Annotated in this window: 26 protein-coding genes; 18 read left to right on the top strand and 8 right to left on the bottom strand. The window is 62.8% G+C overall.

The window, feature by feature from the left end; genetic code table 11:
• The first annotated feature begins 184 nt into the window (after window positions 1–184).
• The 7 genes from LB577_RS10815 to sufA all read left to right on the top strand — a co-directional run bounded on the left by LB577_RS10815 (window position 185) and on the right by sufA (window position 7,514).
• Window positions 185–1,363 (top strand): cysteine desulfurase family protein, encoded by a 1,179-nt coding sequence (locus LB577_RS10815; protein WP_224686783.1) that lies wholly within the window; start codon window positions 185–187, stop codon window positions 1,361–1,363.
• A gap of 244 nt (window positions 1,364–1,607) precedes the next feature.
• Window positions 1,608–3,125, top strand: coding sequence for a Fe-S cluster assembly protein SufB (gene sufB, locus LB577_RS10820; protein ID WP_023776296.1), 1,518 nt, complete (start codon window positions 1,608–1,610; stop codon window positions 3,123–3,125).
• Window positions 3,126–3,151: 26 nt separating this feature from the next.
• Window positions 3,152–3,907 carry a Fe-S cluster assembly ATPase SufC gene (sufC, locus tag LB577_RS10825; RefSeq protein WP_224686699.1) on the top strand — a complete coding sequence of 252 codons (756 nt, stop codon included), beginning with the start codon at window positions 3,152–3,154 and terminating at the stop codon, window positions 3,905–3,907.
• 25 nt (window positions 3,908–3,932) lie between these two features.
• On the top strand, window positions 3,933–5,201 hold the full coding sequence (gene sufD / locus LB577_RS10830) for a Fe-S cluster assembly protein SufD (RefSeq protein ID WP_224686700.1): 1,269 nt from the start codon (window positions 3,933–3,935) through the stop codon (window positions 5,199–5,201).
• A 188-nt stretch (window positions 5,202–5,389) separates the two neighbouring features.
• Entirely contained in the window at window positions 5,390–6,631 is a 1,242-nt protein-coding gene (locus tag LB577_RS10835; protein WP_224686701.1) for a cysteine desulfurase, read from the top strand.
• 5 nt (window positions 6,632–6,636) lie between these two features.
• On the top strand, window positions 6,637–7,029 hold the full coding sequence (locus tag LB577_RS10840) for an SUF system Fe-S cluster assembly protein (RefSeq protein ID WP_224686702.1): 393 nt from the start codon (window positions 6,637–6,639) through the stop codon (window positions 7,027–7,029).
• Window positions 7,030–7,133: 104 nt separating this feature from the next.
• Window positions 7,134–7,514: a Fe-S cluster assembly scaffold SufA gene (gene sufA / locus LB577_RS10845; protein ID WP_013895897.1), complete on the top strand. Its 381-nt coding sequence runs from the start codon at window positions 7,134–7,136 to the stop codon at window positions 7,512–7,514.
• Between the two features lie 134 nt (window positions 7,515–7,648).
• On the opposite strand, the gene LB577_RS10850 is transcribed toward sufA, so the two are convergent.
• Entirely contained in the window at window positions 7,649–8,146 is a 498-nt protein-coding gene (locus LB577_RS10850; RefSeq protein WP_023764154.1) for a GFA family protein, read from the bottom strand.
• A 92-nt stretch (window positions 8,147–8,238) separates the two neighbouring features.
• On the opposite strand from LB577_RS10850, the gene LB577_RS10855 reads away from it, so the two are divergent.
• A complete protein-coding gene (locus LB577_RS10855) occupies window positions 8,239–8,562 on the top strand; it encodes a TfoX/Sxy family protein (protein WP_224686703.1) in 324 nt (107 codons plus the stop codon).
• Window positions 8,563–8,587: 25 nt separating this feature from the next.
• Here LB577_RS10855 and LB577_RS10860 read toward each other — a convergent pair whose 3' ends face one another.
• Together LB577_RS10860 and LB577_RS10865 are read right to left on the bottom strand one after the other, a co-directional pair.
• Entirely contained in the window at window positions 8,588–9,505 is a 918-nt protein-coding gene (locus LB577_RS10860; RefSeq protein WP_224686704.1) for a pseudouridine-5'-phosphate glycosidase, read from the bottom strand.
• Window positions 9,506–9,578: 73 nt separating this feature from the next.
• Window positions 9,579–10,523 (bottom strand): carbohydrate kinase family protein, encoded by a 945-nt coding sequence (locus LB577_RS10865; RefSeq protein ID WP_224686705.1) that lies wholly within the window; start codon window positions 10,521–10,523, stop codon window positions 9,579–9,581.
• A 280-nt stretch (window positions 10,524–10,803) separates the two neighbouring features.
• Here LB577_RS10865 and recA point away from each other — a divergent pair, with 280 nt between their 5' ends.
• Both recA and alaS read left to right on the top strand, forming a co-directional pair.
• Window positions 10,804–11,904, top strand: a complete 1,101-nt coding sequence (gene recA, locus LB577_RS10870; protein ID WP_013895892.1) for a recombinase RecA — start codon at window positions 10,804–10,806, stop codon at window positions 11,902–11,904.
• Window positions 11,905–12,179: 275 nt separating this feature from the next.
• Window positions 12,180–14,846 carry an alanine--tRNA ligase gene (gene alaS, locus LB577_RS10875; protein WP_224686706.1) on the top strand — a complete coding sequence of 889 codons (2,667 nt, stop codon included), beginning with the start codon at window positions 12,180–12,182 and terminating at the stop codon, window positions 14,844–14,846.
• A 231-nt stretch (window positions 14,847–15,077) separates the two neighbouring features.
• Here the strand turns inward: alaS and LB577_RS10880 are convergent, their stop codons facing one another.
• On the bottom strand, window positions 15,078–15,704 hold the full coding sequence (locus LB577_RS10880) for a glutathione S-transferase family protein (protein ID WP_224686707.1): 627 nt from the start codon (window positions 15,702–15,704) through the stop codon (window positions 15,078–15,080).
• 70 nt (window positions 15,705–15,774) lie between these two features.
• Complete coding sequence (locus LB577_RS10885; RefSeq protein ID WP_013895889.1) at window positions 15,775–16,986, bottom strand: NADP-dependent isocitrate dehydrogenase; 1,212 nt, start codon at window positions 16,984–16,986, stop codon at window positions 15,775–15,777.
• Window positions 16,987–17,200: 214 nt separating this feature from the next.
• On the opposite strand from LB577_RS10885, the gene LB577_RS10890 reads away from it, so the two are divergent.
• Complete coding sequence (locus LB577_RS10890; RefSeq protein ID WP_224686708.1) at window positions 17,201–18,118, top strand: RNA methyltransferase; 918 nt, start codon at window positions 17,201–17,203, stop codon at window positions 18,116–18,118.
• The gene (murI, locus tag LB577_RS10895; protein WP_224686709.1) at window positions 18,111–18,938 is read left to right on the top strand and encodes a glutamate racemase; all 828 of its coding nucleotides are present in this window, start codon (window positions 18,111–18,113) and stop codon (window positions 18,936–18,938) included. Before LB577_RS10890 ends, murI begins: the two co-directional genes overlap by 8 nt.
• Here murI and LB577_RS10900 read toward each other — a convergent pair.
• A complete protein-coding gene (locus LB577_RS10900; RefSeq protein ID WP_224686710.1) occupies window positions 18,908–20,287 on the bottom strand; it encodes an RNB domain-containing ribonuclease in 1,380 nt (459 codons plus the stop codon). The two genes, murI and LB577_RS10900, sit on opposite strands and share 31 nt — an antisense overlap.
• Window positions 20,288–20,399: 112 nt before the next feature.
• Between LB577_RS10900 and LB577_RS10905 the strand changes: the two genes are divergently transcribed.
• The 6 genes from LB577_RS10905 (at window position 20,400) to LB577_RS10930 (ending at window position 24,666) form a co-directional block, all read left to right on the top strand.
• The gene (locus LB577_RS10905) at window positions 20,400–20,588 is read left to right on the top strand and encodes a DUF3008 family protein (protein WP_013895885.1); all 189 of its coding nucleotides are present in this window, start codon (window positions 20,400–20,402) and stop codon (window positions 20,586–20,588) included.
• Window positions 20,589–21,235: 647 nt separating this feature from the next.
• Window positions 21,236–21,853, top strand: a complete 618-nt coding sequence (gene rpsD / locus LB577_RS10910) for a 30S ribosomal protein S4 (protein WP_023759539.1) — start codon at window positions 21,236–21,238, stop codon at window positions 21,851–21,853.
• A gap of 133 nt (window positions 21,854–21,986) precedes the next feature.
• Window positions 21,987–22,868 carry a tRNA 2-thiocytidine(32) synthetase TtcA gene (gene ttcA, locus LB577_RS10915; protein ID WP_224686711.1) on the top strand — a complete coding sequence of 294 codons (882 nt, stop codon included), beginning with the start codon at window positions 21,987–21,989 and terminating at the stop codon, window positions 22,866–22,868.
• Window positions 22,858–23,685: an inositol monophosphatase family protein gene (locus LB577_RS10920; protein ID WP_224686712.1), complete on the top strand. Its 828-nt coding sequence runs from the start codon at window positions 22,858–22,860 to the stop codon at window positions 23,683–23,685. The genes ttcA and LB577_RS10920 overlap by 11 nt, the downstream gene beginning before the upstream one ends.
• A 246-nt stretch (window positions 23,686–23,931) precedes the next feature.
• On the top strand, window positions 23,932–24,165 hold the full coding sequence (locus LB577_RS10925) for a hypothetical protein (protein ID WP_224686713.1): 234 nt from the start codon (window positions 23,932–23,934) through the stop codon (window positions 24,163–24,165).
• 63 nt (window positions 24,166–24,228) lie between these two features.
• A complete protein-coding gene (locus LB577_RS10930) occupies window positions 24,229–24,666 on the top strand; it encodes a VOC family protein (protein ID WP_224686714.1) in 438 nt (145 codons plus the stop codon).
• Between the two features lie 64 nt (window positions 24,667–24,730).
• On the opposite strand, the gene LB577_RS10935 is transcribed toward LB577_RS10930, so the two are convergent.
• Both LB577_RS10935 and grxD read right to left on the bottom strand, forming a co-directional pair.
• Window positions 24,731–25,999, bottom strand: coding sequence for a multidrug effflux MFS transporter (locus LB577_RS10935; protein ID WP_411969238.1), 1,269 nt, complete (start codon window positions 25,997–25,999; stop codon window positions 24,731–24,733).
• 173 nt (window positions 26,000–26,172) lie between these two features.
• Window positions 26,173–26,508 (bottom strand): Grx4 family monothiol glutaredoxin, encoded by a 336-nt coding sequence (gene grxD / locus LB577_RS10940; protein ID WP_013895877.1) that lies wholly within the window; start codon window positions 26,506–26,508, stop codon window positions 26,173–26,175.
• Window positions 26,509–26,533 lie beyond the last annotated feature (25 nt).

The following is a 26,533-nucleotide window of genomic DNA, read 5'->3' on the forward strand; positions in this document are numbered from 1 at the left end:
GCCTTGACGCAGGGCGAGCGTCTTCCTAGAAGCTAGTTTAGAACTGTTCAAAACTGAGTGGCCAGACGTCGAGCCCGGCCACCCGCGCCGCAAGCCGCGTAAATAGGACGGCTCGCCTTGGAATTTCAAGGAAATAACGCCATACGACAACCGAATGGCGTCTGACGGGACCAACTGGACGAAAATGGCCGCAAAACGCGCCTATCTCGACTACAATGCCAGTGCGCCGCTGCTTGCCGCGGCGCGCGAGGCCATGGTCGCGGCACTTGATGTTGCCGCCAACCCGTCATCGGTCCACGCGGAGGGGCGCGCCGCGCGGCGCCTGATCGAGAAGGCGAGGCGTGAGGTGGCGGCGCTGGTGAATGCCAGGCCCGAACATGTCGTGTTCACCTCCGGTGCGACCGAAGCCGCCTCGACGCTGCTTTCGCCCGAGTGGCAGATGGGACGCGGCAGCGTGCGCATGAGCCGGCTCTACGTCTCCGAGGCGGACCATCCCTGCCTTTTGAATGGCGGGCGCTTTCCCGCGGCGCAGGTGACGCGCATCGGCGTCGATGCCAACGGCATTGCCGATCTCGGCGCATTGGCCACGGCGCTTGGCGGTCACGACAAGGCCGATGGCCTGCCGCTGGTCGCGATCCATGCCGCCAACAACGAGACCGGCGTCATCCAGCCGATCGATCGCATCGCCGAAATCGTCAAGGCGGCAGGCGGCGTCCTGGTGGTTGATGCGGTCCAGGCAGCGGGCCGCGTTTCGATCGATATATCAGCGGGTTACGCAGATTATTTGATTCTGTCTTCGCACAAGATCGGCGGCCCCAAGGGTGTCGGCGCCATCGTCGCCGCCGCGGACCTGATGATGCCCAAGCCCCTGGTCAATGGTGGCGGTCAGGAAAAGGGCCATCGCGGCGGCACGGAAAACCTCGCCGCCATTGCCGGTTTTGGCGCTGCCGCGCGTGAGGCCCTGAACGGGCTGCAGGCGATCGATACGGTGCGCAAGCGCCGCGACGAGATCGAGGCCATTGTGAAAATGCTGGTGCCGGCGGCGGAAATCTTTGGAACCGGCGCGCCAAGGCTTGCCAATACGACATTCTTCGCTATTCCCGGCATCAAGGCCGAAACCGCGCAGATCGCTTTCGATCTTGCCGGCGTGGCGCTGTCGGCGGGCTCCGCCTGTTCATCGGGCAAGGTCGGGCCGAGCCATGTGTTGAAAGCCATGGGTTACGGTGACAGTCTTGGCGCCTTGCGCGTGTCGATCGGTTCGGCGACGGGCGCCGAGGATATCGAGCTGTTCAGGACCGCTCTGGCGGGCATTGCTGCAAGGCAGGCCGCCAGGGAAAAGGCGGACAGGGAAGAAGCCGCGTAGCGGTTGGGAGCATCGGACCGAAAAGTGCGTAGCGGTTTTCGGGAAAATCCGATGCTTGACTAAAATGTTTTTGGGTCTTTTTGACCTGGTAGAGCCGTGCGTTTCATGCTGGCCGGGTGAATTTCCGGTCGAGACGCACTATATGGAACTTACGCTGCCGCGAGCGCTTCTTTGGCGTTCATTTCGGCGGTGCCATAGTTTGAAAACTGTCGGGCCTTGACCCCGGCGTGGATGGAGAACGCATATGCCTGCTGTGCAGGACACGATCGATCGGGTCCGAAAGATCGACGTCGACCAATACAAATATGGATTCCAGACCGAGATCGCCGTTGACAAGGCTCCCAAGGGGCTGAGCGAAGACATCATCCGTTTCATTTCGGCCAAGAAGGACGAACCGTCCTGGATGCTGGAGTGGCGCCTGGAAGCCTATCGGCGCTGGCTGACGCTGGAAGAGCCGACCTGGGCGCGTGTCAACTATCCCAAGATCGATTTCCAGGACATCTACTACTACGCGGCGCCCAAGAGTACGCCCGGCCCGTCGTCGCTCAGCGACGTCGATCCCGAACTCTTGAAGGTCTATGAGAAGCTCGGCATTCCGCTGCGCGAGCAGGAAATCCTCGCCGGCGTGCAGAAGACCGATGTTTCCGAGCTCGAGGAAGCCAGCGACAATGTCTACAAGTCGGGCCGTGTCGCCGTCGACGCGGTGTTCGATTCCGTCTCGGTGGTCACCACCTTCAAGAAGGAACTGGCGCAGGCCGGCGTCATCTTCTGCTCGATCTCGGAGGCCATCCGCGAGCATCCGGAACTGGTGAAGAAATATCTCGGCTCGGTCGTGCCGACGTCGGACAATTTCTATGCCACGCTGAATTCGGCTGTCTTCACCGACGGCTCGTTCGTGTTCGTGCCCAAGGGCGTGCGCTGTCCGATGGAGCTGTCGACCTATTTCCGCATGAACGAGAAGAACACCGGCCAGTTCGAGCGCACGCTGATCATCGCCGAGGAGGGGGCTTACGTCTCCTATCTCGAAGGCTGCACGGCGCCGCAACGCGATGAGAACCAGCTTCACGCCGCCGTCGTCGAACTGGTCGCGCTCGACGATGCCGAGATCAAATATTCGACGGTGCAGAACTGGTACCCCGGCGACGCCGAGGGCAAGGGCGGCATCTACAATTTCGTCACCAAGCGCGGCGATTGCCGTGGCGACCGTTCGAAGATTTCGTGGACGCAGGTCGAGACCGGCTCGGCCATCACCTGGAAATATCCGAGCTGCATCCTGCGCGGCGACGATTCCCAGGGCGAGTTCTATTCGATCGCCGTGTCGAACGGCTATCAGCAGGTCGACTCTGGCACCAAGATGATCCATCTCGGCAAGAACACGTCGAGCCGCATCATCTCCAAGGGCATCGCCGCCGGCTTCTCACAGAACACCTATCGTGGCCAGGTTTCGGCGCACCGCAAGGCGACCAATGCCCGCAACTTCACCAACTGCGACTCGCTGCTGATCGGCGACCAGTGCGGCGCGCACACCGTGCCCTACATGGAAGCCAAGAACTCGACGGCGCAGTTCGAGCACGAAGCAACGACCTCGAAGATTTCCGAGGATCAGAAATTCTATGTCATGCAGCGCGGCATTCCCGAAGAGGAAGCGATCGCACTGATCGTCAACGGCTTCGTCAAGGACGTCATCCAGCAACTGCCGATGGAATTCGCGGTCGAGGCGCAGAAGCTGATCGGCATCTCGCTCGAGGGCTCGGTCGGCTGACCGGACAATATTCAGGAAACAAAAGAATGCTTGAGATCAAGAACCTGCACGCCCGCATCGTCGATGACGGCACCGAGATCATCCGCGGCCTGAACCTGACGGTGAAAGCCGGCGAGGTCGCCGCGATCATGGGACCGAATGGTTCAGGCAAATCGACGCTGTCCTACATCCTCGCCGGCCGCGAGGACTATGAGGTGACTGAGGGCGACATCCTCTACAACGGCAAGTCGATCCTCGAAATGGATCCGTCCGAGCGCGCCACGTCGGGCATCTTCCTCGCCTTCCAGTACCCGATGGAAATACCAGGCGTCGCGACCATGGAATTCCTGAAGGTGGCGATGAACGAGCAGCGTAAGGCGCGTGGCGAGGAACCGCTGAAGATCCCGGAATTCCTGAAGCGGGTGAAAGAAGCCGCGGCCTCGCTCAACATGGACATGGCGATGCTGAAGCGGCCGCTCAATGTCGGCTTCTCCGGCGGCGAGAAGAAGCGTGCCGAGATCCTGCAGATGAAGCTCCTGGAGCCGAAGCTGTGCGTGCTTGACGAGACCGATTCCGGCCTCGACATCGATGCGCTGAAGATCGTTTCCGACGGCGTCAACGCGCTGCGCGCGCCGGACCGGGCGTTCCTGGTCATCACTCATTACCAGCGCCTGCTCGAACACATCGTGCCCGATAGCGTGCACGTGCTCTACAAGGGCCAGGTCATCAAGTCCGGCGACAAATCGCTGGCGCTCGACCTCGAAGCCAACGGCTATGCCGGCGTGATCGGGCAAGCCGCGTGAGATGCCAGAAGGCAAGGTCAAACTGATGAATATTCACACACAACCGCAGCGGACACCGGCCGAGACAGCGTTGATCGACGCCTTCGGCGACCGTCTGTCGCTGTTGCCGGGCGACGGCGCGGTGATGCTGAAGCGCGACGACGCCATCGAAGCGATCAAGCACGGCCTGCCGACGCGGCGCATCGAATCCTGGCACTACACGGACCTTCGGCGGCTGCTGAACGCGGTACCGGACTTCGATCCGGCTGCCGCCCCCAAGGCCGTCGCTCCGATCGTCGAAGGCTCTGCCGTATTGGCGATCCTGAACGGCAAGTCCGATGCGAAGATGCCGGCAGTGGACGGCGTCGCCGTTGAGCGCCTGTCGGAAAAGCTGACCGACGGCAGCATCGCGCCGGGGCTCGATCCCTATGGCAGCGACGATGCCATCGGGGCGCTGAACACGGCATTCGTCGCCGATGGGTATTTTGTCGACATCGCCGACGGTGCCGAACTGGAAAAGCCGATCGAATTGCAGAATTTGCAGGCCGGCGGCCAGACGCATGTACGCCTGCCGGTGCGTGTCGGCGCCGGCGCCAAGGCGGTCATCGTCGAACGCCAGGCCGGCGAGGGTGCGGCGTTGACCAGTTCGGTCAGCCAACTCGTGCTCGGCGAGGGCGCCGACGTGACATGGCTGATCGTCCAGGAACAGCCCGAGACCGCGACGCATCTGGCGCAGTTCAAGGCCCATATCGGCAAGGACGCGAAACTGACCCTGTTCGTCATGAATGCCGGCGGCAGACTGGTGCGCCAGGAGATCGTGGTCAGGACAACTGGCGAAGGCGCCGATTTCAAGCTGCGCGGTATCAATCTGCTGGCTGGCGACACCCACACCGACGTGACCATGGTGCTCGATCACGCCGTGCCGCACACGACCTCGACCGAGATCGTCCGCAACGTGGTGACGGGCAAAGCGCGCGGCGTCTTCCAGGGCCGCATCAACGTCCATCAGTATGCGCAGAAGACCAACGCCAAGATGGCCTGCAACACGCTGCTGTTGTCGGACGATGGCGAGTTCTCGACCAAGCCCGAGCTCGAAATCTTCGCCGACGACGTCGTCTGCGGCCACGGCGCGACCGTCACCGAGATCGACCACGACCATCTGTTCTACCTGATGGCGCGCGGTGTCGACGAGAAGAGCGCCCGGGGCCTACTGGTCAAGGCATTCGTCGCCGAGGTGATCGAGGAACTGGACGACGAAGCGATCGTCGACGCGCTCGAGGCGCGGCTCGACAACTGGTTCGTGGCACACGGGTAATTATTGGATGGGGCCCGGCAAAGCCACCCCTCATCCGTCTCGGCGCTATGCGCCGATCCACCTTGTCCCACAAGGGGAGAAGGTTGGGCGCTCTTCCTTCTCCCTTTGTGGGAGAAGGTGGCCGAGCGAAGCTCGGTCGGATGAGGGGTATTGCGAGGAACGCGGCCTTGGACGGCAAGGACTTTGAAATGGACCAGAAAGTCGAAAACATCCCTTACGACGTCGAGGCGATCCGCCGCGACTTCCCGATCCTGTCGCGGGAAGTCTATGGCAAGCCGTTGGTCTATCTCGACAATGGCGCCTCGGCGCAGAAGCCGCAGGTGGTGCTGGATACGATCCAGCATGCCTATTCCCAGGAATATGCCAACGTCCATCGCGGCCTGCATTTCCTGTCCAATGCGGCCACCGACGCCTATGAGAAGGCGCGGGAAACGGTGCGTCGCTTTCTCAACGCGCCGAGTACCGACAACATCGTCTTCACCTCGAACACGACCTCGGCGATCAACACGGTCGCCTATGGCTATGGCATGCCCAACATCGGCGAGGGCGACGAGATCGTGCTGTCGATCATGGAGCATCACTCCAACATCGTGCCCTGGCATTTCATCCGTGAGCGGCAGGGCGCCAAGCTGGTCTGGGTGCCGGTCGACGATCTCGGCGTCTTCCACATCGAGGAATTCGAGAAGCGCCTGACCGATCGCACCAAACTGGTCGCCATCACGCAGATGTCGAACGCGCTGGGCACGGTGACCCCGATCAAGGAAATCGTGCGCATCGCGCACGCGCGGGGCATTCCGGTGCTCGTCGATGGCAGCCAGAGCGCTGTCCATATGCCCATCGACGTCCAGGACCTCGACTGCGACTTCTTCGTCTTCACCGGCCATAAGGTCTATGGGCCCTCGGGCATCGGCGTGCTCTATGGCAAGAAGGACATTTTCCAGGGCATGCGCCCCTTCATGGGCGGCGGCGAGATGATCGAGGAGGTGACGGAAGACATCGTCACCTACAATGAGCCGCCGCACCGCTTCGAGGCCGGCACACCGCCGATCGTCCAGGCGATCGGGCTCGGTGCCGCGCTGGAGTATATGGAAAAGATCGGCCGCGAGCGCATTGCCGCGCATGAGGAAGACCTCAAGATCTATGCTCATGAACGGCTGCGCGCCATCAACTCGCTGCGCATTTTCGGCGACGCTCCAGGCAAGGGCGCCATCATATCGTTCGAACTCCAGGGTATTCATGCCCATGACGTGTCGATGGTGATAGATAGGCAAGGCGTGGCGGTCCGCGCCGGCACCCATTGCGCCCAGCCGCTGTTGAAACGCTTCGGCGTAACCTCCACATGCAGGGCATCGTTCGGCATGTATAATACCAGGGCCGAAGTCGACGCTTTGGCTGAAGCGCTTGAAAAAGCGCGCAAGTTCTTCGGGTGACGATGATGGATGACGCGAGCCCCACTGCCGAGACCACCGCGGAAACCTCCGCCAACGCCGTGGTTTCGGCGTCCGCCATTCCCGCCGACGAACTGGCGCGGTTGACCGACGACATCGTCTCCGCGCTGAAGACGGTCTACGACCCGGAAATCCCCGCCGACATTTACGAGCTCGGCCTTGTCTACAAGATCGACATTGAGGACGACCGCTCGGTCAAGATCGACATGACGCTGACCGCCCCCGGCTGCCCGGTGGCAGGCGAAATGCCGGGCTGGGTCGAAAATGCCGTCGGCGCCGTCGAAGGCGTCTCCGGCGTCGAGGTCAACATGACCTTCGACCCGCCCTGGTCGCCCGACCGCATGTCAGAAGAGGCGCAGGTCGCGGTGGGCTGGTATTAAGTGCAAGCGGAAGGCGCACTTGCGCCAGCGGTAAAACTTCACCATTTTAGGTGAGGAATCATTCGGCAGGCCTTGAACCTGCATGGAATGGAGAAGGAAAAAGAATGGGACGCTTTGCCGTCATCACCATGACCGAAAAGGCCGCCGACCGGGTGCGCGAGATCGTGGCCACGCGTGAGAACGCGCATGGCATCCGCCTCGGCATCAAGAAGGGTGGCTGCGCCGGCATGGAATACACGGTCGACCTGGTGACCGAGCCCAACACCAAGGACGACCACATCGAGCGCGACGGCGCCCATGTCTATGTGGCACCCGAGGCTGCGCTTTTTCTGTTCGGCACCGAGATGGATTTCGAGCAGACGACGCTGCGCACCGGCTTCACCTTCCACAACCCGAACCAGAGTTCGGCCTGCGGCTGCGGCGAATCTGTCGAGCTGAAGCCGGCCGACCTGAAGGCGCTGGCCGAGGCACGCGCTTCGGCCTGACCTTCCTTCGCCCCGTTTACGGGGAGAAGGTGGCCCGAAGGGCCGGATGAGGGGCAGAGCCAGCCTCTCCAGAGTTAGCTCCGCCCCTCATCTGCCTGCCGGCATCTTCTCCTCGTAAAACGGGGAGAAGGACGCTACTTCACCCACATCCCCGTCCGCTTGTGCCAGTCGGCGATCGATTCCTCGGGATAGACGTCAAAAGTCTTGTCGCCTTTGCCGACATCCGGCTCGACCCAGTTCGCCTTGTATTTCAGCATCAGATGCACCTTTTCAGGCGGTTTCGGCAGGTCGCTGTCGATCGCCGAGGCGAAGGGATGCACCAGCTCCGGCCAGGTCGGGTCGTAGAGCCAAAGTGCTGATCCACATTTCTTGCAGAAATTGCGCTCGCCGGTCGAGACTTCGCAATGCGGATGCTCGTCGTCCTCGATCTCGGCGCGGTAGACGCCAAGGCTCCTCTTGCCCCGGATGTTCAGGGTCTCATAGTCGGCGCCGAGATTGATGGCGAAACCGCCACCGCCCTGCTGCTTGCGGCAGATCGAGCAGTAGCACAGCATGAACGGCACCGGCGTGTGGCTCTCCACCTCGAAACGGACGGCATTGCAACGGCACGAGCCTTTGAGCAGGACAGGCATGGCGGGAAACTCCGATCGATCCTCTTTCAACCTGTCAGCATGATTTTGGTTGCGGCGATGACAAGCTCTGACGCCGATGACATGATCGCGGCATGGACAATGAACGCATCGCCGAACTCTTCGAAGGCCTCGGCCCGGTCAGCATACGCAAGCTGTTCGGCGGCAAGGGCATCTACTTCGATGGTGTCATCGTCGCCATCGTGCTGCGCGGCGAATTGCTGTTGAAGGCGGATGAACAAAGCGCGCCCGATTTCGAAGCTGCCGGCTGCAAGCAATGGACCTACACCGGCTCTCGCCACGGCAAGCTGGTCGCCATGCCCTATTGGAGCATTCCTGACAGTGCTTTCGATGATCCCGACGAGATGACGGTGTGGGCGCGCCGCGCGTATGAGGCGGGGCGAAGAGCTGGGAAGTGATGCCAACTTGCCGACATTGGCCGCCCTACAGCGCCTTCGCAATCCGCGCCGCCAGCCATGCATTGTTCTCAACCAGGGCGATGTTGGTCTTCAAACTGCGGCCGCCGGTCAGTTCGAGGATTTTCGACAACAGAAACGGCGTCACCGCCTTGCCCGTCACATTGAGCGCCTCTGCCGCCTTCTGCGCAGCTTCGATGTAGCCAGCCATCTCTTCGGCCGGGATTTCGTGGCTTTCCGGCACCGGATTGGCGATCAGCATGCCGCCATTCAAGCCCAGTGCAGCCCTGGTCCGGAAGAAATGCGCGATCTCTTCCGGCTTGTGCAGGGTCAGCGGCGCGCGGAAGGGCGACTGCCGTGACCAGAAGGCCGGCATCGTCTCGCAGCCAGCGCCGACGACAGGCACGCCGCGCGTCTCCAGTACTTCCAGCGTCTTTTCGATGTCGAGGATCGCCTTGGCGCCGGCCGAGACGACGATGACCGGCGTGCGCGCCAGTTCGTCGAGGTCGGCAGAGATATCGAAACTCTTTTCCGCCCCCTTGTGCACGCCGCCGATGCCGCCGGTGGCGAACACTTTTATGCCGACCATGTGCGCCGCGATCATGGTGGCGGCGACCGTTGTGCCGCCGGTGCGCCCTTGGGCGACGGCGAAGCCGAGATCGGCGCGCGACAGCTTCATGGCATCGCCCGTCATGGCCAGCGATTCCCGCTCTCCATCCGAGAGGCCGATCTTGATGCGGCCGCCGACCACGGCGATCGTCGCCGGCACGGCGCCGCCGTCACTGATGATCTTTTCCACATCCGCCGCCATGGCGCCATTGTCGGGGTAAGGCATGCCATGGGTGATGATGGTGCTTTCCAGCGCCACCACCGGCTGGCCGGCGGCGAGGGCCCGCGCCACCGGCGCATGGACGTCGATGAAGGGGTGGGCGGTTTCCGGGTTCATCTGGATCTCCAAGCTGGAGCGCCCGCGTCTATCTCGACGCTGGCCGGCGCTGCGGACCATGAATTTGCCGGTCTCATGCCATTTCCTGCGCATCCGGCACAAGGGCCAAGGCTTGCACGAAGGATGCCTCGCTGAAATCGGGAACGGCATCGGCGCTTTCGATGGCCAGCGTCGCCGCCGCGACGCCGTCGCGCAAGGCCTCGCGAAAAGGCAGACCGCGCAGCAAGGCCGCGATCGTTGCGCCCGCCAATGCGTCGCCGGCTCCGGTGACATCGGCGATTTTTCTCGGCGCAGGCGGCAGGATCGAAAAGGCGCCCGTTTCGTCGAAACCCAGCACCGCGCCGCCACCTGCGGTGACCACACCGCTTCTGAGACCGCTGCAGCGCAGCCCATCGACGACATCCTTATTCGTGGCATTTGCGTTGACGCCCGCCAGCACGATGGCCTCGCTCCGGTTCATGAAGACCAGCGCCAGCGCGCCGAGCACCGGCATCAGCCGCACCACCTTGGCCGGCGAAATGGCAATCGCGTACACCGGCTTGCCCGCGGCGAGTGCGACGAGCCGCTCCAGCGCGGAGGACGGCAAATTGGCGTCGCACAAGATAGCATCGGCGGCAGCGACCACCTCCCGCACCTTGGAACGCCTGATCTGCTTGGGAAACGCCAGGTCGTAGAGAGCCATGTCGGCAAAGCCGACGATCAGTTCGCCCTCGCGGTCGATCAGCGCCGTGTAGCTCGGCGTGGTTCGGTCGAGGAACACCGCCGACAGATCGGCGATGCCAGCTTCCGCTATGGCGCGCGAAACGGTATCGCCCGCCGCATCGCCGCCGCGCATCGACATCAGGGAGGCCGACACGCCGCGCCGCACTGTGCTGCGCAATGCATTGAAGACGCCGCCGCCGACATCCTCGCGCATCGTGCCGGGATTGGACGCGGCGGGCACATAGGCGCCGGACACCTGGCCACGCCGGTCGATATGGGCGCCGCCCACGGCCAGTATCTTTGCGGATTTCACCATGCCGGCGATATGCCCTTTGTTATTCCTGCCGCACAAGCGTTAGGCTGCGGATGGAGTTTCGCACGCAAGACAGCGATTCGGCGAACCGAAACAATCGAACTGTCTGGCCCAATGCGAGGTGCATCGCTGTTCGATCTCTTGGTACGAAAAAAGAACAAATCCGGATATCGCTTGTTTTTCAGATGTTTGATCCCTCTTGCCCAACGAGAACAAAAAAGGTACAAAATGGTAGGGATTACGGATTGTCCGGCCTTCATTGACGACCAAGGGGTGATGTATCATGGCTCAGAATTCTTTGCGGCTTGTAGAGGATAAGGCAGTGGACAAATCAAAGGCTCTGGATGCGGCGCTGTCGCAAATCGAGCGGGCTTTCGGCAAGGGCTCGATCATGCGGCTTGGCGCGAACGAGCAGGTCGTCGAGATCGAGACGGTGCCGACGGGCTCGCTCGGCCTCGACATCGCGCTCGGCGTCGGTGGCCTGCCGCGTGGCCGCATCATCGAGATCTACGGGCCGGAAAGCTCGGGCAAGACGACGCTGGCGCTGCACACGGTGGCGGAAGCCCAGAAGAAGGGCGGCATCTGCGCCTTCGTCGATGCCGAGCATGCGCTCGATCCGGTCTACGCCCGCAAGCTCGGCGTCGATCTCGAAAACCTCCTGATCTCACAGCCCGACACCGGTGAGCAGGCGCTGGAAATCTGTGACACGCTGGTGCGTTCCGGCGCCATCGACGTGCTGGTGGTCGATTCGGTCGCGGCGCTGACCCCACGCGCCGAAATCGAAGGCGAGATGGGCGATTCGCTGCCGGGTCTGCAGGCACGTTTGATGAGCCAGGCGCTGCGCAAGCTCACCGCCTCGATCTCGCGCTCCAACACCATGGTCATCTTCATCAACCAGATCCGCATGAAGATCGGCGTCATGTTCGGCTCGCCCGAAACCACCACTGGCGGCAATGCGCTGAAGTTCTACGCTTCGGTGCGCCTCGATATCCGCCGCATCGGTTCGGTCAAGGACCGTGACGAGGTCGTCGGCAACCAGACCCGCGTCAAGGTGGTCAAGAACAAGCTGGCGCCGCCCTTCAAGGTGGTCGAATTCGACATCATGTACGGTGAAGGCGTGTCCAAGACCGGCGAACTGGTCGATCTCGGCGTCAAGGCCGGCGTGGTCGAGAAATCGGGCGCCTGGTTCTCCTACAATTCGCAGCGTCTCGGCCAGGGCCGCGAAAATGCAAAACTGTTCCTGCGCGATAATCCCGATACGGCGCGTGAGATCGAACTGGCGCTGCGGCAGAATGCCGGGCTGATCGCCGAGAAATTCCTCGAAAATGGTGGCTCTGAGGGCAATGGCGACGACGGTTTCGAGGATGAAGCCGGCGCGATGTAGGCCAATGGCCGGAGTTCGGCCATAATTCCTGCCTATGATCCAATGCTTATGTAATCGAGTTCTATAGTACCGCGTCCAAAACCGCCGGCCTTCGCGCCGGCGGTTTTTGTTTTTGGGCTGCCGGCAAGGTGGTGGATTGACCCAATTCCGTGTTTCTGGACAGGGTGAAGCGTGCCCGCTAAAAGGCCCAATCTATCTCTGGAATCTATCTCTGCAAAAAGCAGAGCCCATTTCCGCCGGGTCGCCGGCGGTTTTCGCGAAAAAAGGCAGCAGTCATGAGTGGCGTGAACGAAATCCGGTCGACATTCCTCGACTATTTCCGCAGGGAGGGCCACGAGGTCGTCGCCTCGAGCCCGCTCGTGCCGCGCAACGACCCGACATTGATGTTCACCAATGCAGGCATGGTGCAGTTCAAGAACGTCTTCACCGGCCTGGAGAAGCGGCCCTATTCGCGCGCCACGACTGCTCAGAAGAGCGTTCGCGCCGGCGGCAAGCACAACGACCTCGACAATGTCGGCTATACCGCGCGCCACCTGACCTTCTTCGAGATGCTCGGTAATTTCTCGTTCGGCGATTATTTCAAGGAACGCGCCATCGAACTTGCCTGGAACCTGATCACCAAGGAGTTCGGGCTGAAGAAGGACAAGCTGCTGGTCACCGTCTATCACACGGACGATGAGGCGGCCGGTTTCTGGAAGAAGATCGCCGGTTTTTCGGACGACCGCATCATCCGCATCCCGACCTCGGACAATTTCTGGGCGATGGGCGATACCGGTCCTTGCGGGCCGTGCTCGGAAATCTTCATCGATCGCGGCGAGCATATCTGGGGCGGTCCTCCCGGCAGCCCCGAGGAGGATGGCGACCGGTTCCTCGAATTCTGGAACCTGGTGTTCATGCAGTATGAACAGGTGACGAAGGAAGAGCGCATCGACCTGCCGCGTCCCTCGATCGACACCGGCATGGGCCTGGAGCGCATGGCCTCCATCCTGCAGGGTGTGGAAAGCGTCTTTGAGACCGACCTGTTCCGGCACCTGATCGACGTGGCGTCCTCCGCACTCGGGCGCGCTCCCGATGCGGAAACCGTGGCCTCCTACCGCGTCATCGCCGATCACCTGCGCTCGTCCTCCTTCCTGGTCGCCGACGGCGTGCTGCCGTCGAACGAAGGACGCGGCTATGTGTTGCGCCGCATCATGCGCCGCGCCATGCGCCACGCGCAGTTGCTCGGCGCGAACGAGCCGCTGATGTGGAAGCTGGTGCCGGCGCTGGTGCGCGAGATGGGCCAGGCCTATCCCGAACTGCTGCGCGGCGAACAGTTGATCACCGAGACGCTGAAGCTCGAGGAGACGCGCTTCCGCAAGACGCTGGTGCGCGGCCTCGGCCTGCTCTCGGAGGCGACGGAAACTTTGCATGCCGGCGACATGCTGGACGGCGAGACGGCCTTCAAGCTCTACGACACCTACGGCTTCCCGCTCGACCTGACGCAGGACGCGCTGCGCCAACGCAACATCTCGGTCGACCTTGCCGGCTTCACCAATGCGATGGAGCAGCAGAAGGCCGAGGCGCGTAAGCATTGGACCGGATCCGGCGAGGCCGCCACCGAGACGGTCTGGTTCGCCGTGCGTGAAAAGACCGGAGCCACCGAGTTCCTTGGCTACGAGACCGAGCAGGCGGAAGGCCTCGTCCAGGCGCTGGTCAAGGACGGCAAGACCGTCGACAGCGCCGGCAAGGGCGACGCCGTTGCGGTGGTCGTCAACCAGACGCCGTTCTATGGCGAGTCCGGCGGTCAGGTGGGCGACACCGGCATCATCTCGGGCGAAGGGTTTTCGATCGAGATCTCCGACACGCAGAAAAAGGCCGACGGACTGTTCGTGCATCTCGGCAAGGTGGCAAGCGGTACGGTCAAGACGGGTGCTGCTGTCGAACTCAAGGTCGACCATGCGCGCCGCACCAGGCTGCGCGCCAACCATTCGGCCACGCATCTGATCCACGAGGCGCTGCGCGAGGTGTTGGGCACCCATGTCGCGCAGAAGGGCTCGCTGGTCGCGCCCGAGCGCCTGCGTTTCGACATCTCGCACAACAAGCCGATCTCATCGGAGGATCTCGAAGAGGTCGAGCGCATGGCCAATGAGATCGTCGTCCAGAACGGCCCGGTGACCACGCGCCTGATGTCCGTCGACGACGCCATCGCCGAGGGCGCCATGGCGCTGTTCGGCGAGAAATACGGTGACGAGGTGCGCGTCGTCTCGATGGGCACCGGTGTGCATGGCGCCAAGGCCAACCGGCCCTATTCGGTCGAACTCTGCGGCGGCACCCATGTCCGGGCGACCGGCGATATCGGCTTGGTGCGTGTCGTGTCGGACAGCGCCGTCGCCGCCGGCGTGCGCCGCATCGAGGCATTGACGGGCGAAGCCGCGCGCAAACACCTCGACGAGCAAGACAGGCGTTTGAAGGCGACGGCAGCCGTGTTGAAGATTTCGCCGGCCGATGTGCCTGCGCGCGTCGAGACGCTGCTCGAAGAGCGCAAGAAGCTCGAGAAGGAATTGACCGAGGCTCGCAAGAAGCTGGCTCTGGGCGGCGGTGCCGCGGCCGGCGCGCCTTCGGAAAACGAGACGGTCGCGGGTGTCGGCTTCCTCGGCAAGACGGTCTCCGGTGTATCGCCGAAGGATCTGAAGCCGCTGGCCGATGCCGGCAAGACGTCGCTCGGCTCCGGCGTCGTCGTCTTCGTCGGCGCCGGCGAAGACAACAAGGCCAGCGTCGTGGTCGCCGTCACCGACGATCTCCTCGGCCGTTTCAGCGCCGTCGACCTGGTCCGCGTCGCCTCGGCCGCGTTGGGCGGGCAGGGCGGTGGCGGACGGCCGGACATGGCGCAAGCCGGAGGCCCGGATGCGTCGAAGGCCAACGACGCGATTGCGGCTGTGAAGGCGGCGCTCGAGGCGGTGTAGGCGAGTGGACTGTTATAGCAACGGTCGGAGGGACAGTGCCCCCCTCTGTCCTGCCGGACATCTCCCCCACGAGTGGGGAGATCGGACGTCGCACCGGCTTTCGCCAATCTCCCACGTGGAAACAACCGCGCCGGAATAGGCGCCCGGCGGACGCTGCCAATCTCCCCCCAAGTGGGGGAGATGTCCGGCAGGACAGAGGGGGGCACTGTCCCGCAGACGTCTCAACACTTGTCAGCCGACTTTTTCAGTCCGAACGAAGCTCGGCCACGCCGCAATGCGCGCATACCAGTCCCGGATATCCGCGAACCGCGCCAGCAGCTGTTGCCCCTCGCTGACCTTGACGAAATAGGCAATGATCGGCGCCGCATGCAGATCGGCCAGTGTCAGCTGCTCGCCGAGCAACCATGGTCCCTCCGTCGTCAGCGAGGTCAGCACTTTCAGCACCGTCTCCGCTTGCCGCAGCCCGCCGGCGATCAACGCCTCATCCGGCGCTTCCTTCTCCAGCCGCTCGACGGCGACATCCCAGACCATTGACCGGTAGGCATAGGCGTCGAGCATGCCGATGATCTGGCCCATCCTGGCGCGGCTGCGCGCGTCGGCAGGCTGCAGCGCCGGTCCGTCGAAGGCCTCGTCGATATAGCGGGCAATCGCGCTCGTCTCGAAAAGGTGAAACCGATCATGCTCGAAGGCCGGGATGCGGCCGAACGGATGGTGCTCGAGATACCAGGCGGGGATGCCCTCGGCGGCGAAGATATCGACCGGCACGAGTTCGTAGTCGACGCCTTTCTCCTCCAGCACCATCCGGGCGATGCGCACATAGACGCTGTAATCCGCGCCGTGGAGGATTGGCTTGGTCATGTTTTCGCTCTCGGTGGCCTAAAAAGCGAAAGCTCCTTTCGGAGCCTTCGCATCTAGAACTGCCGGTGTTTTACGCCATCGCCTTCTGCAAATTCTCGTCGATCTTGTCGAGGAAGCCGGTGGTCGAGAGCCAGGGCTGGTCGGGGCCGATCAGCAGCGACAGGTCCTTGGTCATGAAGCCGCTCTCGACGGTCTGGATGCAGACCTTCTCCAGCGTGTCGGCAAACCGCTTCAATTCTGCATTGTCGTCGAGCTTGGCGCGGTGGGCGAGGCCACGTGTCCAGGCGAAGATCGAGGCGATCGAGTTGGTCGAGGTTTCTTCGCCCTTCTGGTGCTGGCGATAGTGGCGGGTGACGGTGCCGTGCGCGGCTTCGGCTTCCACCGTCTTGCCGTCCGGCGTCATCAGCACCGAGGTCATCAGGCCGAGCGACCCGAAGCCTTGCGCCACCGTGTCGGACTGGACGTCGCCATCGTAGTTCTTGCAGGCCCAGACATAGCCGCCCGACCATTTCAGGGCGGAGGCCACCATGTCGTCGATCAGGCGGTGTTCGTACCACAGCTTCTTCGACTTGAACTCGGCCTCGAATTCGGCCTCGTAGACTTCCTGGAAAATGTCCTTGAAGCGGCCGTCATAGGCCTTGAGGATGGTGTTCTTGGTCGACAGGTAGACCGGATAGTTGCGCAGCAGGCCGTAGTTCAGCGAGGCGCGGGCGAACTCGCGAATGGACTCATCGAGATTGTACATGGCCATGGCGACGCCGGCGCCGGGCGCATCGTACACATCGTGCTCGATCACCTGGCCGTCCTCACCGACGAACTTGATGGTCAGCTTGCCCTTGCCGGGGAAGCGGAAATCGGTGGCGCGGTACTGGTCGCCGAAGGCGTGACGGCCGACGATGATCGGCTTGGTCCAGCCGGGCACCAGGCGCGGTACGTTCTTCATGATGATCGGCTCGCGGAAGATCGTGCCGCCGAGGATATTGCGGATGGTGCCATTCGGCGACTTCCACATCTTCTTCAGCTTGAATTCCTCGACGCGCTGCTCGTCGGGGGTGATCGTCGCGCATTTCACGCCGACACCGTATTTCTTGATGGCGTTGGCCGAATCGATCGTCACCTGGTCGTTGGTGGCGTCACGATGCTCGACGCCGAGGTCGTAATATTCGAGCTTGAGGTCGAGATAAGGGTGGATCAGCTTGTCCTTGATGAACTGCCAGATGATGCGGGTCATCTCGTCGCCGTCGAGTTCGACGACCGGGTTCGCCACCTTGATCTTCGCCATGGAAAGAATGCCTCGTTGCTGGGATATGGGACGGCCTTGCCCGTGTGGCGTTCGGCCGGGGATGCGCCCGTATATCAAAGCGTTTTTGGCCGCGCAAACGGCGATCGGTCACGAATGCGAGCCCATGACCGCGATCATTTGCGAATGCTTCATTTTCGCCGCCGAATATGGCAGGGGACGCTGAAATGCCGCAAACAGCAGTTCATTGACAATCATGCCCATCACCAAAGATCCCGACAACGCTTCAGCCGCCGGTCCGGCCATCATCCTCGTCGAGCCGCAGCTTGGCGAGAACATCGGCATGGTCGCGCGCGCCATGGCCAATTTCGGCCTGGCGGAGTTGCGCCTGGTCAACCCGCGCGACGGCTGGCCGAGCGAGAAGGCACGCGCGGCCGCCAGCCGTGCCGATCACGTCATCGATGCGGTCAAGGTGTTCGACGATCTCGCCTCGGCGCTTGCCGACCTGAATTTCGTTTTCGCCACCACGGCAAGGCAACGCGATGGCTTCAAGGCCGTGCGCGGCCCGGTCGAAGCGGGCAGGGTGCTGCGGGCCCGTCACGGAATGGGTCAGCGCACCGGCATCCTGTTCGGCCGCGAGCGCTTCGGCCTCTACAATGACGAGGTCGGCCTCGCCGACGAGATCGTCACCTTCCCGGTCGATCCCGACTTCTCCTCGCTCAACATCGCCCAGGCCGCACTTCTGATGTCCTATGAGTGGATGAAGTCCGGTCTCGAGGACGAGACCAGGACGAATTTCTCCGGTCCGGACATGAAGCCGGCCAGCAAGAAAGAGCTGCACGGCCTGTTCGCTTATCTGGAAGGCGCGTTGGAGGCGCGCGGCTATTTCCGGCCGGCGCCGAAGAAGCCGAAGATGGTCGACAATCTGCGCGCCGTGCTGACGCGCGCCGGCTTTGCCGAGCCGGAGCTGAAAGTGCTGCGCGGCATCATCTCGTCGCTCGACAGGTTCTCACCGGCAATGCCGCGCGGCGATGGTTCGCCGGGCGACGATCCAAGGCGGCTTCCGGCCGCCGCGCGCGCCGCCAAGGCAGAGGCCGATCGCCAGGCGCACCGGCCGGCCGGCGATGATGAAGACACGCCGCCGCTCGGCGGCAAGGGAACCGACAATGACTGACCAGCCGATCCTAATGTTCGATTCTGGCGTCGGTGGCCTAACCGTGTTGCGCGAGGCGCGCGTGCTGATGCCGGACCGCCGTTTCGTCTATGTCGCCGACGATGCGGCCTTTCCTTTCGGCGCCTGGGAAGAACCGGCGCTGCGCACGCATATATTGGAACTGTTCGCCAGGCTGCTCGACCGGTTTTCGCCGGTCATTTCGGTCATCGCCTGCAACACTGCCTCGACGCTGGTCATCGACGCGCTGCGCGACAGATTTCCCGGCCACCCCTTTGTCGGCACGGTGCCTGCGGTCAAGCCGGCGGCGGAGCGAACGCGCTCGGGCCTGGTCTCGGTGCTGGCGACGCCGGGCACGGTCAAGCGGCAATACACGCGCGACCTGATCAGCAAATGGGGGCAGCAATGCCATGTCCGTCTGGTCGGCAGCGACAGGCTGGCGGGGCTTGCCGAAGCCTATATGCGCGAGGGCTTCGTCGACGAGGAGGCCGTGCGCGCCGAGATCACCCCCTGTTTCATGGAACAAGACGGGCGCAGGACCGACATCGTCGTGCTGGCCTGCACCCACTATCCATTTCTGGTCAACCGCATGCGCAAGACGGCGCCCTGGCCGGTCGACTGGATCGACCCGGCCGAAGCGATCGCGCGGCGGGCGCTTTCCCTGCTGCCGCCCGTCGATGGGGCGCTCCCGCAAGGCGAGCCTGATATCGCCGTCTTCACCTCGGGCAAGGCGGATTTCGCCGTCAGCCGGCTGATGCAGGGCTTTGGACTGGTGGCGGAAGCGTCTGCCGTTCAGCCAGGTTCGAACACGATGCGGCGTTGATCCGGATCGGCCAGGACCAGCCTTAGCGTTAGGCCGTCACCCTGTCCGAGCCCGGTCGCGTTCAGGTTGGCAACGATAGGCATGTCGGCAAGCTGGACGCGCACGCCATGGTTGACGTCGGTCACGACGGCCTTGAACGTTTCCCCCTCGCGTCCCCTGAGCATGACGGCCTCGGCAAGGTCGATGGCCGCATGGTTGATCTGCGAAGCGCTGGCACCCGCCCGTCCCATCACTTTCGGCAATCTGGTGAACGCATCGGTGACGGCCTGCGGTGCGGGCTGGCCGTTGGCGATTGCCAGCGCGCAGCGCACGACGTAGCGATCGGCCAGTCGCCTGAGCGGCGCGGTTGCATGGGCATAGGTCGCCGCCATCGCCTCATGCCAGGGCACGACACCTTCCTGATAGGGTTGGTAAGACGCGCCGGGGCTTGCATGGCGGATTTCCAGCATCAGCGCCGCCTGTTGCGGATCGGCCGGGTTAAGGGTTCGCTGGTAGTCATGCAAGCTGGTGGAGGCCGGCCAGGACAGCCCCAGAGCCAGTGCCGCGTTGCGCAGTCTTTGCACCTTGGAAGCATCCGGCTCCGACATCACACGGAACAAGCCGGTATGGTGCGCAAGCATTGCGTCGGCAATCGCCATGTTGGCGGCCAGGGAAAGCGCGGCGTTGTCTTGCTCGGATTGCAGCAGCGGCCTGAACGAAAGCCGGAACGTGCCGTCGGCGAGCCTTTCCACCTCCTGCTCGGGCGGGTCGACGCGGGACGCGCCACGCCGCCTTTCGTTCATCGCCATGCGCCGTGCCATTTCGGCGAAGCCGGCCGGGAGATCGGTGGCCTGCACGCTGTCATAGGCGAGCTTGGCGCGGCTTTGAATGATTGCCCGCTCCGCGCCGTCCAATTTCACCAGACCATCCTCGGCGACCCGGACGGTGAAGACGACCGCCGGGCGCGGTCCATCCGGCAACAGGCTCGCTGCACCTTCGGCAAGTGCCGGCGGGTAGAGCCCGGCCTTGCCGTCCGGGAGGTAAAGTGTCTCGCCCCGCGTCCAGGCCTCGAGATCGATCGCGTCGCCGTCCGCGACGAACCAGGCTACGTCGGCAATAGCATAATGTAGCAGCAGATCGCCGCCGCTCGCCTCGATTGAAAACGCCTGATCAAGATCGGTGGAGCTTGCCGGATCAAGTGTGACGAAGGGCATCGCTGTTCGATCGGTGTGCTGGTTGGGCACGCGTTTGGCCGCCGCCTCCGCTGCGGTCATTACGACTGCCGGAAATCCTTCCGGCACGTGGAATTCGGTGCGGATTTTCGCTAGGCCCGTGGAGAGTGCTTGTGAGGGATCGGTCAGTGATTTCATGCCGCCGTCCTACACTGGCGCTCCGGACACGGGAAGGCGGGAACTGCGCCGCTGGCGAGGGAACCGCCGCCAAGGCGCGGGCGTTTCTCCCGACAGCAAAGGAGTAACGGCCATGCCAGCCACCTCGAAAGCCCAGCAGAAAGCCGCCGGCGCTGCCCTGTCGGCCAAGCGCGGAGAGACGAAAAAGAGCGAACTCCAGGGCGCTTCCAAGGGCATGTATAAATCGATGAGCGAAAAGCAGCTTGAGGAATTCGCCGAGACGAAGCGCAAGGGACTGCCGGAGAAAAAATCCAAGGATTGAGCGCTTCGAGCCAGCCTGATCATTGAAAAGGCCAGCGACGGTTCGCTGGCCTTGGATTGTTGCTTGGGGCAGCTTACCAGCGGTGGCAGCGCCTCACCCTCTGTACGATTACCCGGCGGTGGCCATTCCGCCACACCACCCTTTTCTTGACGATAACGCGGCACACCTGTTTGTGCCCGTGCCAATGACGGGCCATCGCCGGCTCCGGTGCAACCGCCATCGACCCGGCCAATACCGCGGCACCGGCCAAGGTAAGGAAGAACTTCTTCATGCTCATTGGACTCCTCTAGCTCCAGTCGCTTCCTGGTGCCGTTGGCGCAAACCTCCCGCCACAACCGGCATCGCATCTACGTCCCGGACGGTATAGGGTTGCGCTACGCCGCGCCACTCACAAGCTTGACACCGGTTAAATCTCGGTTTAACCAGCCGCCAACGCCGGGCAGCGATGTCCGGTGTTTGTTTTGTATGCGCAAGGTCGGCGACCCTGGTTGTTTCTGATCTTGTTTGAACTGACGTGTCCCGTGGGTTTTCCGCCGCGTTGCGTGGGAAAACCCTGTCAGGTCTCGAAAACGGAGGCCAGAGGAGGGCGCGTTTCCTTCACCCGAACCATGAGGTGCCGGGTGTGTTGTTTTTGAAAAGGGAATGCGATGAGCAAGCGCGAATCCGCGAAATACAAGATCGACCGCCGTCTCGGCGAAAATATCTGGGGCCGCCCGAAGTCCCCGGTCAACAAGCGTGAATACGGCCCCGGCCAGCACGGCCAGCGCCGCAAGGGCAAGCTTTCCGACTTCGGCCTGCAGCTGCGCGCCAAGCAGAAGCTGAAGGGTCACTATGGCGACGTTTCGGAAAAGCAGTTCCGCAAGGTCTATGAAGAGGCGGACCGCCGCAAGGGCGACACCTCGGAGAACCTGATCGGCCTGCTCGAGTCGCGTCTCGACGCGGTCGTCTACCGCGCCAAGTTCGTGCCGACCATTTTCGCCGCCCGTCAGTTCGTCAACCACGGCCACGTCAACGTCAACGGCAAGCGCGTCAACATCGGTTCGTACCGCTGCAAGCCGGGCGACGTCGTCGAAGTGCGTGAAAAGTCGAAGCAGCTGGTGATCGTCCTGGAAGCGGTCGGTCTCGCCGAGCGCGACGTTCCGGACTACATCGAAGCCGATCACAACAAGATGGTCGCGACCTTCTCGCGCATCCCCGGCCTGGCGGACGTTCCGTTCGCCGTGCAGATGGAGCCGAACCTGGTCGTCGAATTCTATTCGCGCTAAGCGAACGCTTTTCTGCGATATCGGAAAGGCCGCCCTCGAGGCGGCCTTTTTGTTTCGTGCATCCGCTTTGCCGTTTCGGTTTTCCTGCCGATGCGCTAATCCGGTCGGTAGTTACATACGGGGCCGTCGCGCCATGAACATGCAGCCAGACATCGAAACGCTTGAACCGATCGCCGAGGGCGAAGGTGGTTTCCACCCGCTGTTCGCCGATGTGCCGTCCTCGGTCGAGTTCAACAAGCTGCGCAAGCGGCTGCTGCGGCTGACCCGCCAGGCGATCGAGGATTTCTCGATGGTCAGGCCTGGCGAGCGCTGGCTGGTCGCGCTGTCGGGCGGCAAGGATTCCTACGGCCTGCTTGCCGTGCTGCTGGACCTCAAATGGCGCGGACTGCTGCCGGTCGATTTGCTTGCCTGCAATCTCGACCAGGGCCAGCCGAATTTCCCCAAGCACATCCTGCCGGACTATCTCAACGCCAACGGCATCGCGCATCGGATCGAATACCAGGACACCTATTCCGTCGTCACCGACAAGCTGCCGCAGGGCAGTACCTATTGCTCGCTGTGCTCGCGGCTGCGCCGCGGCCATCTCTACCGGATCGCGCGCGAGGAGGGGTGTTCTGCCCTGGTGCTTGGCCACCACCGCGAGGATATTCTCGAGACCTTCTTCATGAACCTGTTCCACGGCGGCCGCCTCGCCGCCATGCCGCCAAAGCTGCTCAACGACGACGGCGACGTCATTGTGTTGCGGCCGTTGAGCTACTGCGCCGAGATCGACCTCGAAAAATTCGCTGCCGCCATGCGGTTCCCGATCATTCCCTGCGACCTCTGCGGCAGCCAGGAGGGTCTCCAGCGCAACGCCATGAAGGCGATGCTGGACGACATCGAAAAGCGCATGCCTGGCCGCAAGGATACCATGCTGCGTGCGCTCTCCAACTCCAGGCCGTCGCATCTGCTGGACCGGAAACTGTTCGATTTTGCAGCTCTCAACGAAACCCCCAGGCAAGCCGATGACATTTGACGATACCGCGATCGACTGGCTGGCCAGCCTGCTGGCTGAAGCAGCCGACACCGAAATCATGCCCCGCTTCCGCCGGCTGGGCGATGGCGACGTCAGGCAGAAGACTTCCGCCGCCGACTTGGTGACGGAAGCGGACGTCAATGCCGAACGGTTGATCACCGCCAGGCTGCGCCAACGCTATCCCGGCGCCATGGTCGTCGGCGAGGAGGCCTGTTCCGACAATCCGGCGCTGCTCGACGGTCTGGGGGACGCCGATCTTGCTTTCGTCATCGACCCGGTCGACGGCACCTTCAACTTCGCTTCCGGCGTACCGCTGTTCGGCGTCATGCTTGGCGTCGTGGTCAAGGGCGAGACGGTCGCCGGCATCATCCACGATCCGGTCGGCAAGGACTGGCTGATCGGCGCCAGGGGTGCCGGCAGCCATATCCGTCATGCGCATGGCACGCTGGAGAAAGTCCGGGTTGCCGCGGGAGCGCCGATCTCTGAGATGACCGGCGCGGTCTCCTGGCAATACATGGCCGAGCCCGACCGCACGCGGCTGGCCCGCAACCAGACCAAGACGCTGTCGCAGTTCAACTACCGCTGTGCCGCCCACGAATACCGCTTGCTGGCCAGCGGCCACGGCCATTTCGTGGTCTACAACAAGCTGATGCCCTGGGATCATCTGGCCGGCGTGTTGATCCATGCCGAGGCGGGCGGCCATGCCGCGCGGTTTGACGGCACGCCCTATCTGCCGTCGCATGTCGGCGGCGGTCTGCTGGTCGCGCCCGACCTGGAAAGCTGGCAGGAATTGCGCCGCGAACTGTGGTCGCAATAGCTCAAATTTCCGCGGGCGGCGTTCGCGCCGCCGGCTTTTACCGGCAAAGAAGTGATGCGGCCACCCGCGAACCCAAAGATCCGGCGAATATGGTGCGCGGTAGTCGCGGCCATCGCCTTGTTTGCGGGCTCCAGTGAGGCCTGGGCACGGCAACGCAGTTGTCGCAGCCCTGATCCCATCGACACCATCGAGGAAATGTCCAAGGCCATCTTCGCGTGTTGGAAGCCGCCGGCTGGAACCGCCGGCATGTCCCTGACATTGCAGTTCTCGCTTCGCCGAAACGGCACACTGATCGGCAAGCCTCGCGCCACCTATTCCGATCTCGGGACTGATGCCCGGCTTAGCCGTGCCTTCGTGGCTTCCATCCTCAAGGCTCTCGATGATGCCTTGCCACTGCCCTTTTCGGACAGCATGGGCGGGGCAATCGCCGGGCGTATGCTGACCCCTCGCTTCACGGCAACTCTTGAAGGTGCCTCCTAAGCGCAGCGGTTTTGGGACAGTTTTATGAGTTGCGGCCTGGACGGCACCTTGTAGATTGGACGCATGGCACTCAAGCGGATGGACAACATAGGAATCGTCGTCGATGACCTCGAAGAGACGATCGATTTCTTTCGCGAGCTCGGCCTTGAGCTCGAAGGGCGGGCCACGATCGAAGGAGAATGGGCCGGACGTGTCACTGGACTGGGCGATCAGCATGTCGAAATCGCCATGATGCGCACGCCGGACGGCCACAGCCGGCTTGAACTTTCCCGCTTCCTCGCGCCGCCTGTCGTGGCGGATCACCGCAACGCCCCGGTCAACGCCCTGGGCTACCTCCGCGCCATGTTCGCCGTGGACGACCTCGACGAGACGCTTGAAAGGCTCCGCAAGCACGGCGCGCGGCTCGTAGGCGAAGTCGTCCAGTATAAGGACGTGTATCGGCTCTGCTACATCCGCGGGCCTGGAGGGCTTCTCATCGGACTCGCCCAGGAACTCGGCTGAGCGCAATACGACGACGATAGCGAAGGCCGACCAATGTCAGCGTCCCACCAAGGGTTGGACCAGGCTAATGCAGGTCGGTAACGTGCCCTGAAACCGGCGGGTTGTGCGGCTGGAACATCTTGCCGCGCTCGGCGATGAGGATCATCAGCAGCGCTGCGACCGAAACGCTGCAGAAGCCGGCGGCAAGCGGCGTTACCGTGCCGTTGAACGCCTGGCCGATCAACGTGCCGAGAATGCCGCCGAGAAAAGTCTGCATGAAACCCAGGATCGATGACGCCGTGCCGGCCAGTTGCCCGAGCGGCTCCATGGCCAACGCATTGAAATTGGCGCCGAGCGCACCGAACGGCAGCATGGCGGCGGCAAAAAAGGTAACGAACAGCCACAGCGGCATCTTCAATTCCAGCGACACGACCAGCCATGCAAGACTGATGGTCAAGAACAGCAGCAGCGCGCTTTGCGACAGACGGCGCATGCCGATGCGACCGACCAGGCGCGAGTTCAGGAAGTTCGAGAAGGCGAGCACGCCCGCAACCCCGGCGAAGATGAGCGGGAACATCTCGCCGACGTTGAATATGTCGACATAGATCTGCTGCGCCGAGGCGATGAAGCCGAACATGGCTGCGAAGATGAAGGTGCTGGCGAAGGCGTAGCAGAGCGCGACGCGATTGGTGAGCACGATGCGAAAACCGCCAAGGACGGATGATGCCGTCAGCGGCCGGCGATGTTCGGGACGCAGCGTTTCAGGCAGGCGCAGCAGTGACCACGCCGATACCAGCAGCGCCCCGACGGCCATCGTGATGAAGATCCAATGCCAGGTGGCAAACAGCATGATGAACTGGCCGATCCCCGGCGCAATGACCGGTATCGCCATGAACACCATGAAGATCAGCGACATCACCTCGGCCATGCGTCGGCCCTCGAATGTATCGCGCACGATCGAGACGGCGATGACGCGGGTAGCCGCGGCCCCGACGCCTTGCACGACGCGGCATAGCAGAAGTGTTTCAAAGCTGGGCGCGATGGCTGCCGCGCCCGCCGCCGCCACGTAGATGATCAGGCCGGCGACCAATGGCGCGCGACGCCCGAACCGGTCCGAGATCGGTCCGAAGAAAAGTTGGCCGCCGCCGAAGCCGAGCATATAGGCGACCACGACATATTGCCGGTGGTTTTCGTTCTCGACGCCGAGCGAGGCGCCGATCTGCTGCAGCGCCGGCAGCATGATGTCGATGGCCAGCGAATTCAGCGCCATCAGCGCCGCGCACAGCGCGATGAATTCCCAGCGCGGAATAGACAGTTTGCTTGCCGATTGCGGCGCTTTCGATTGCTGGTCCACGGCAAGTCCGATCTCTAAAAACGAAAACGCGCCGGCGGGCCGGCGCATTGGCTCGTCCTGGTCCCGATATCAGGGGCCCGACATCAGGATGTAAAAATTGCCGAGGTGGAGCCGCCCCGGTGCCCACAAACAGAAGTCAGGCATGTCGACAGCGACATGCCCAAAAACTGGAATCAGGCGGCGCCTTTGACGCTCACGCCTTTTTCGACCAGGAAGGTCTGCAGCTCGCCGGCCTGGAACATCTCGCGGATGATGTCGCAGCCGCCCACGAACTCGCCCTTGACGTAGAGCTGCGGGATCGTCGGCCAGTTGGAATAGTCCTTGATGCCCTGGCGCAGTTCGGCCGAGTCCAGAACGTTCACGCCTTTGTAGTCGGCGCCGATATAGTCGAGGATCTGGACGACCTGGCCGGAAAACCCGCACTGCGGAAAACCGGGCGTGCCTTTCATGAAAAGGACGACGTCGTTGCCCTTCACTTCATTGTCGATGTAGTCGTTGATACCGCTCATGGAATATCCTTTCACGCCTGTGGGA

Origin of the sequence: Mesorhizobium sp. B283B1A, assembly GCF_020165735.1 — a bacterium.
Taxonomy (GTDB): domain Bacteria; phylum Pseudomonadota; class Alphaproteobacteria; order Rhizobiales; family Rhizobiaceae; genus Mesorhizobium; species Mesorhizobium opportunistum.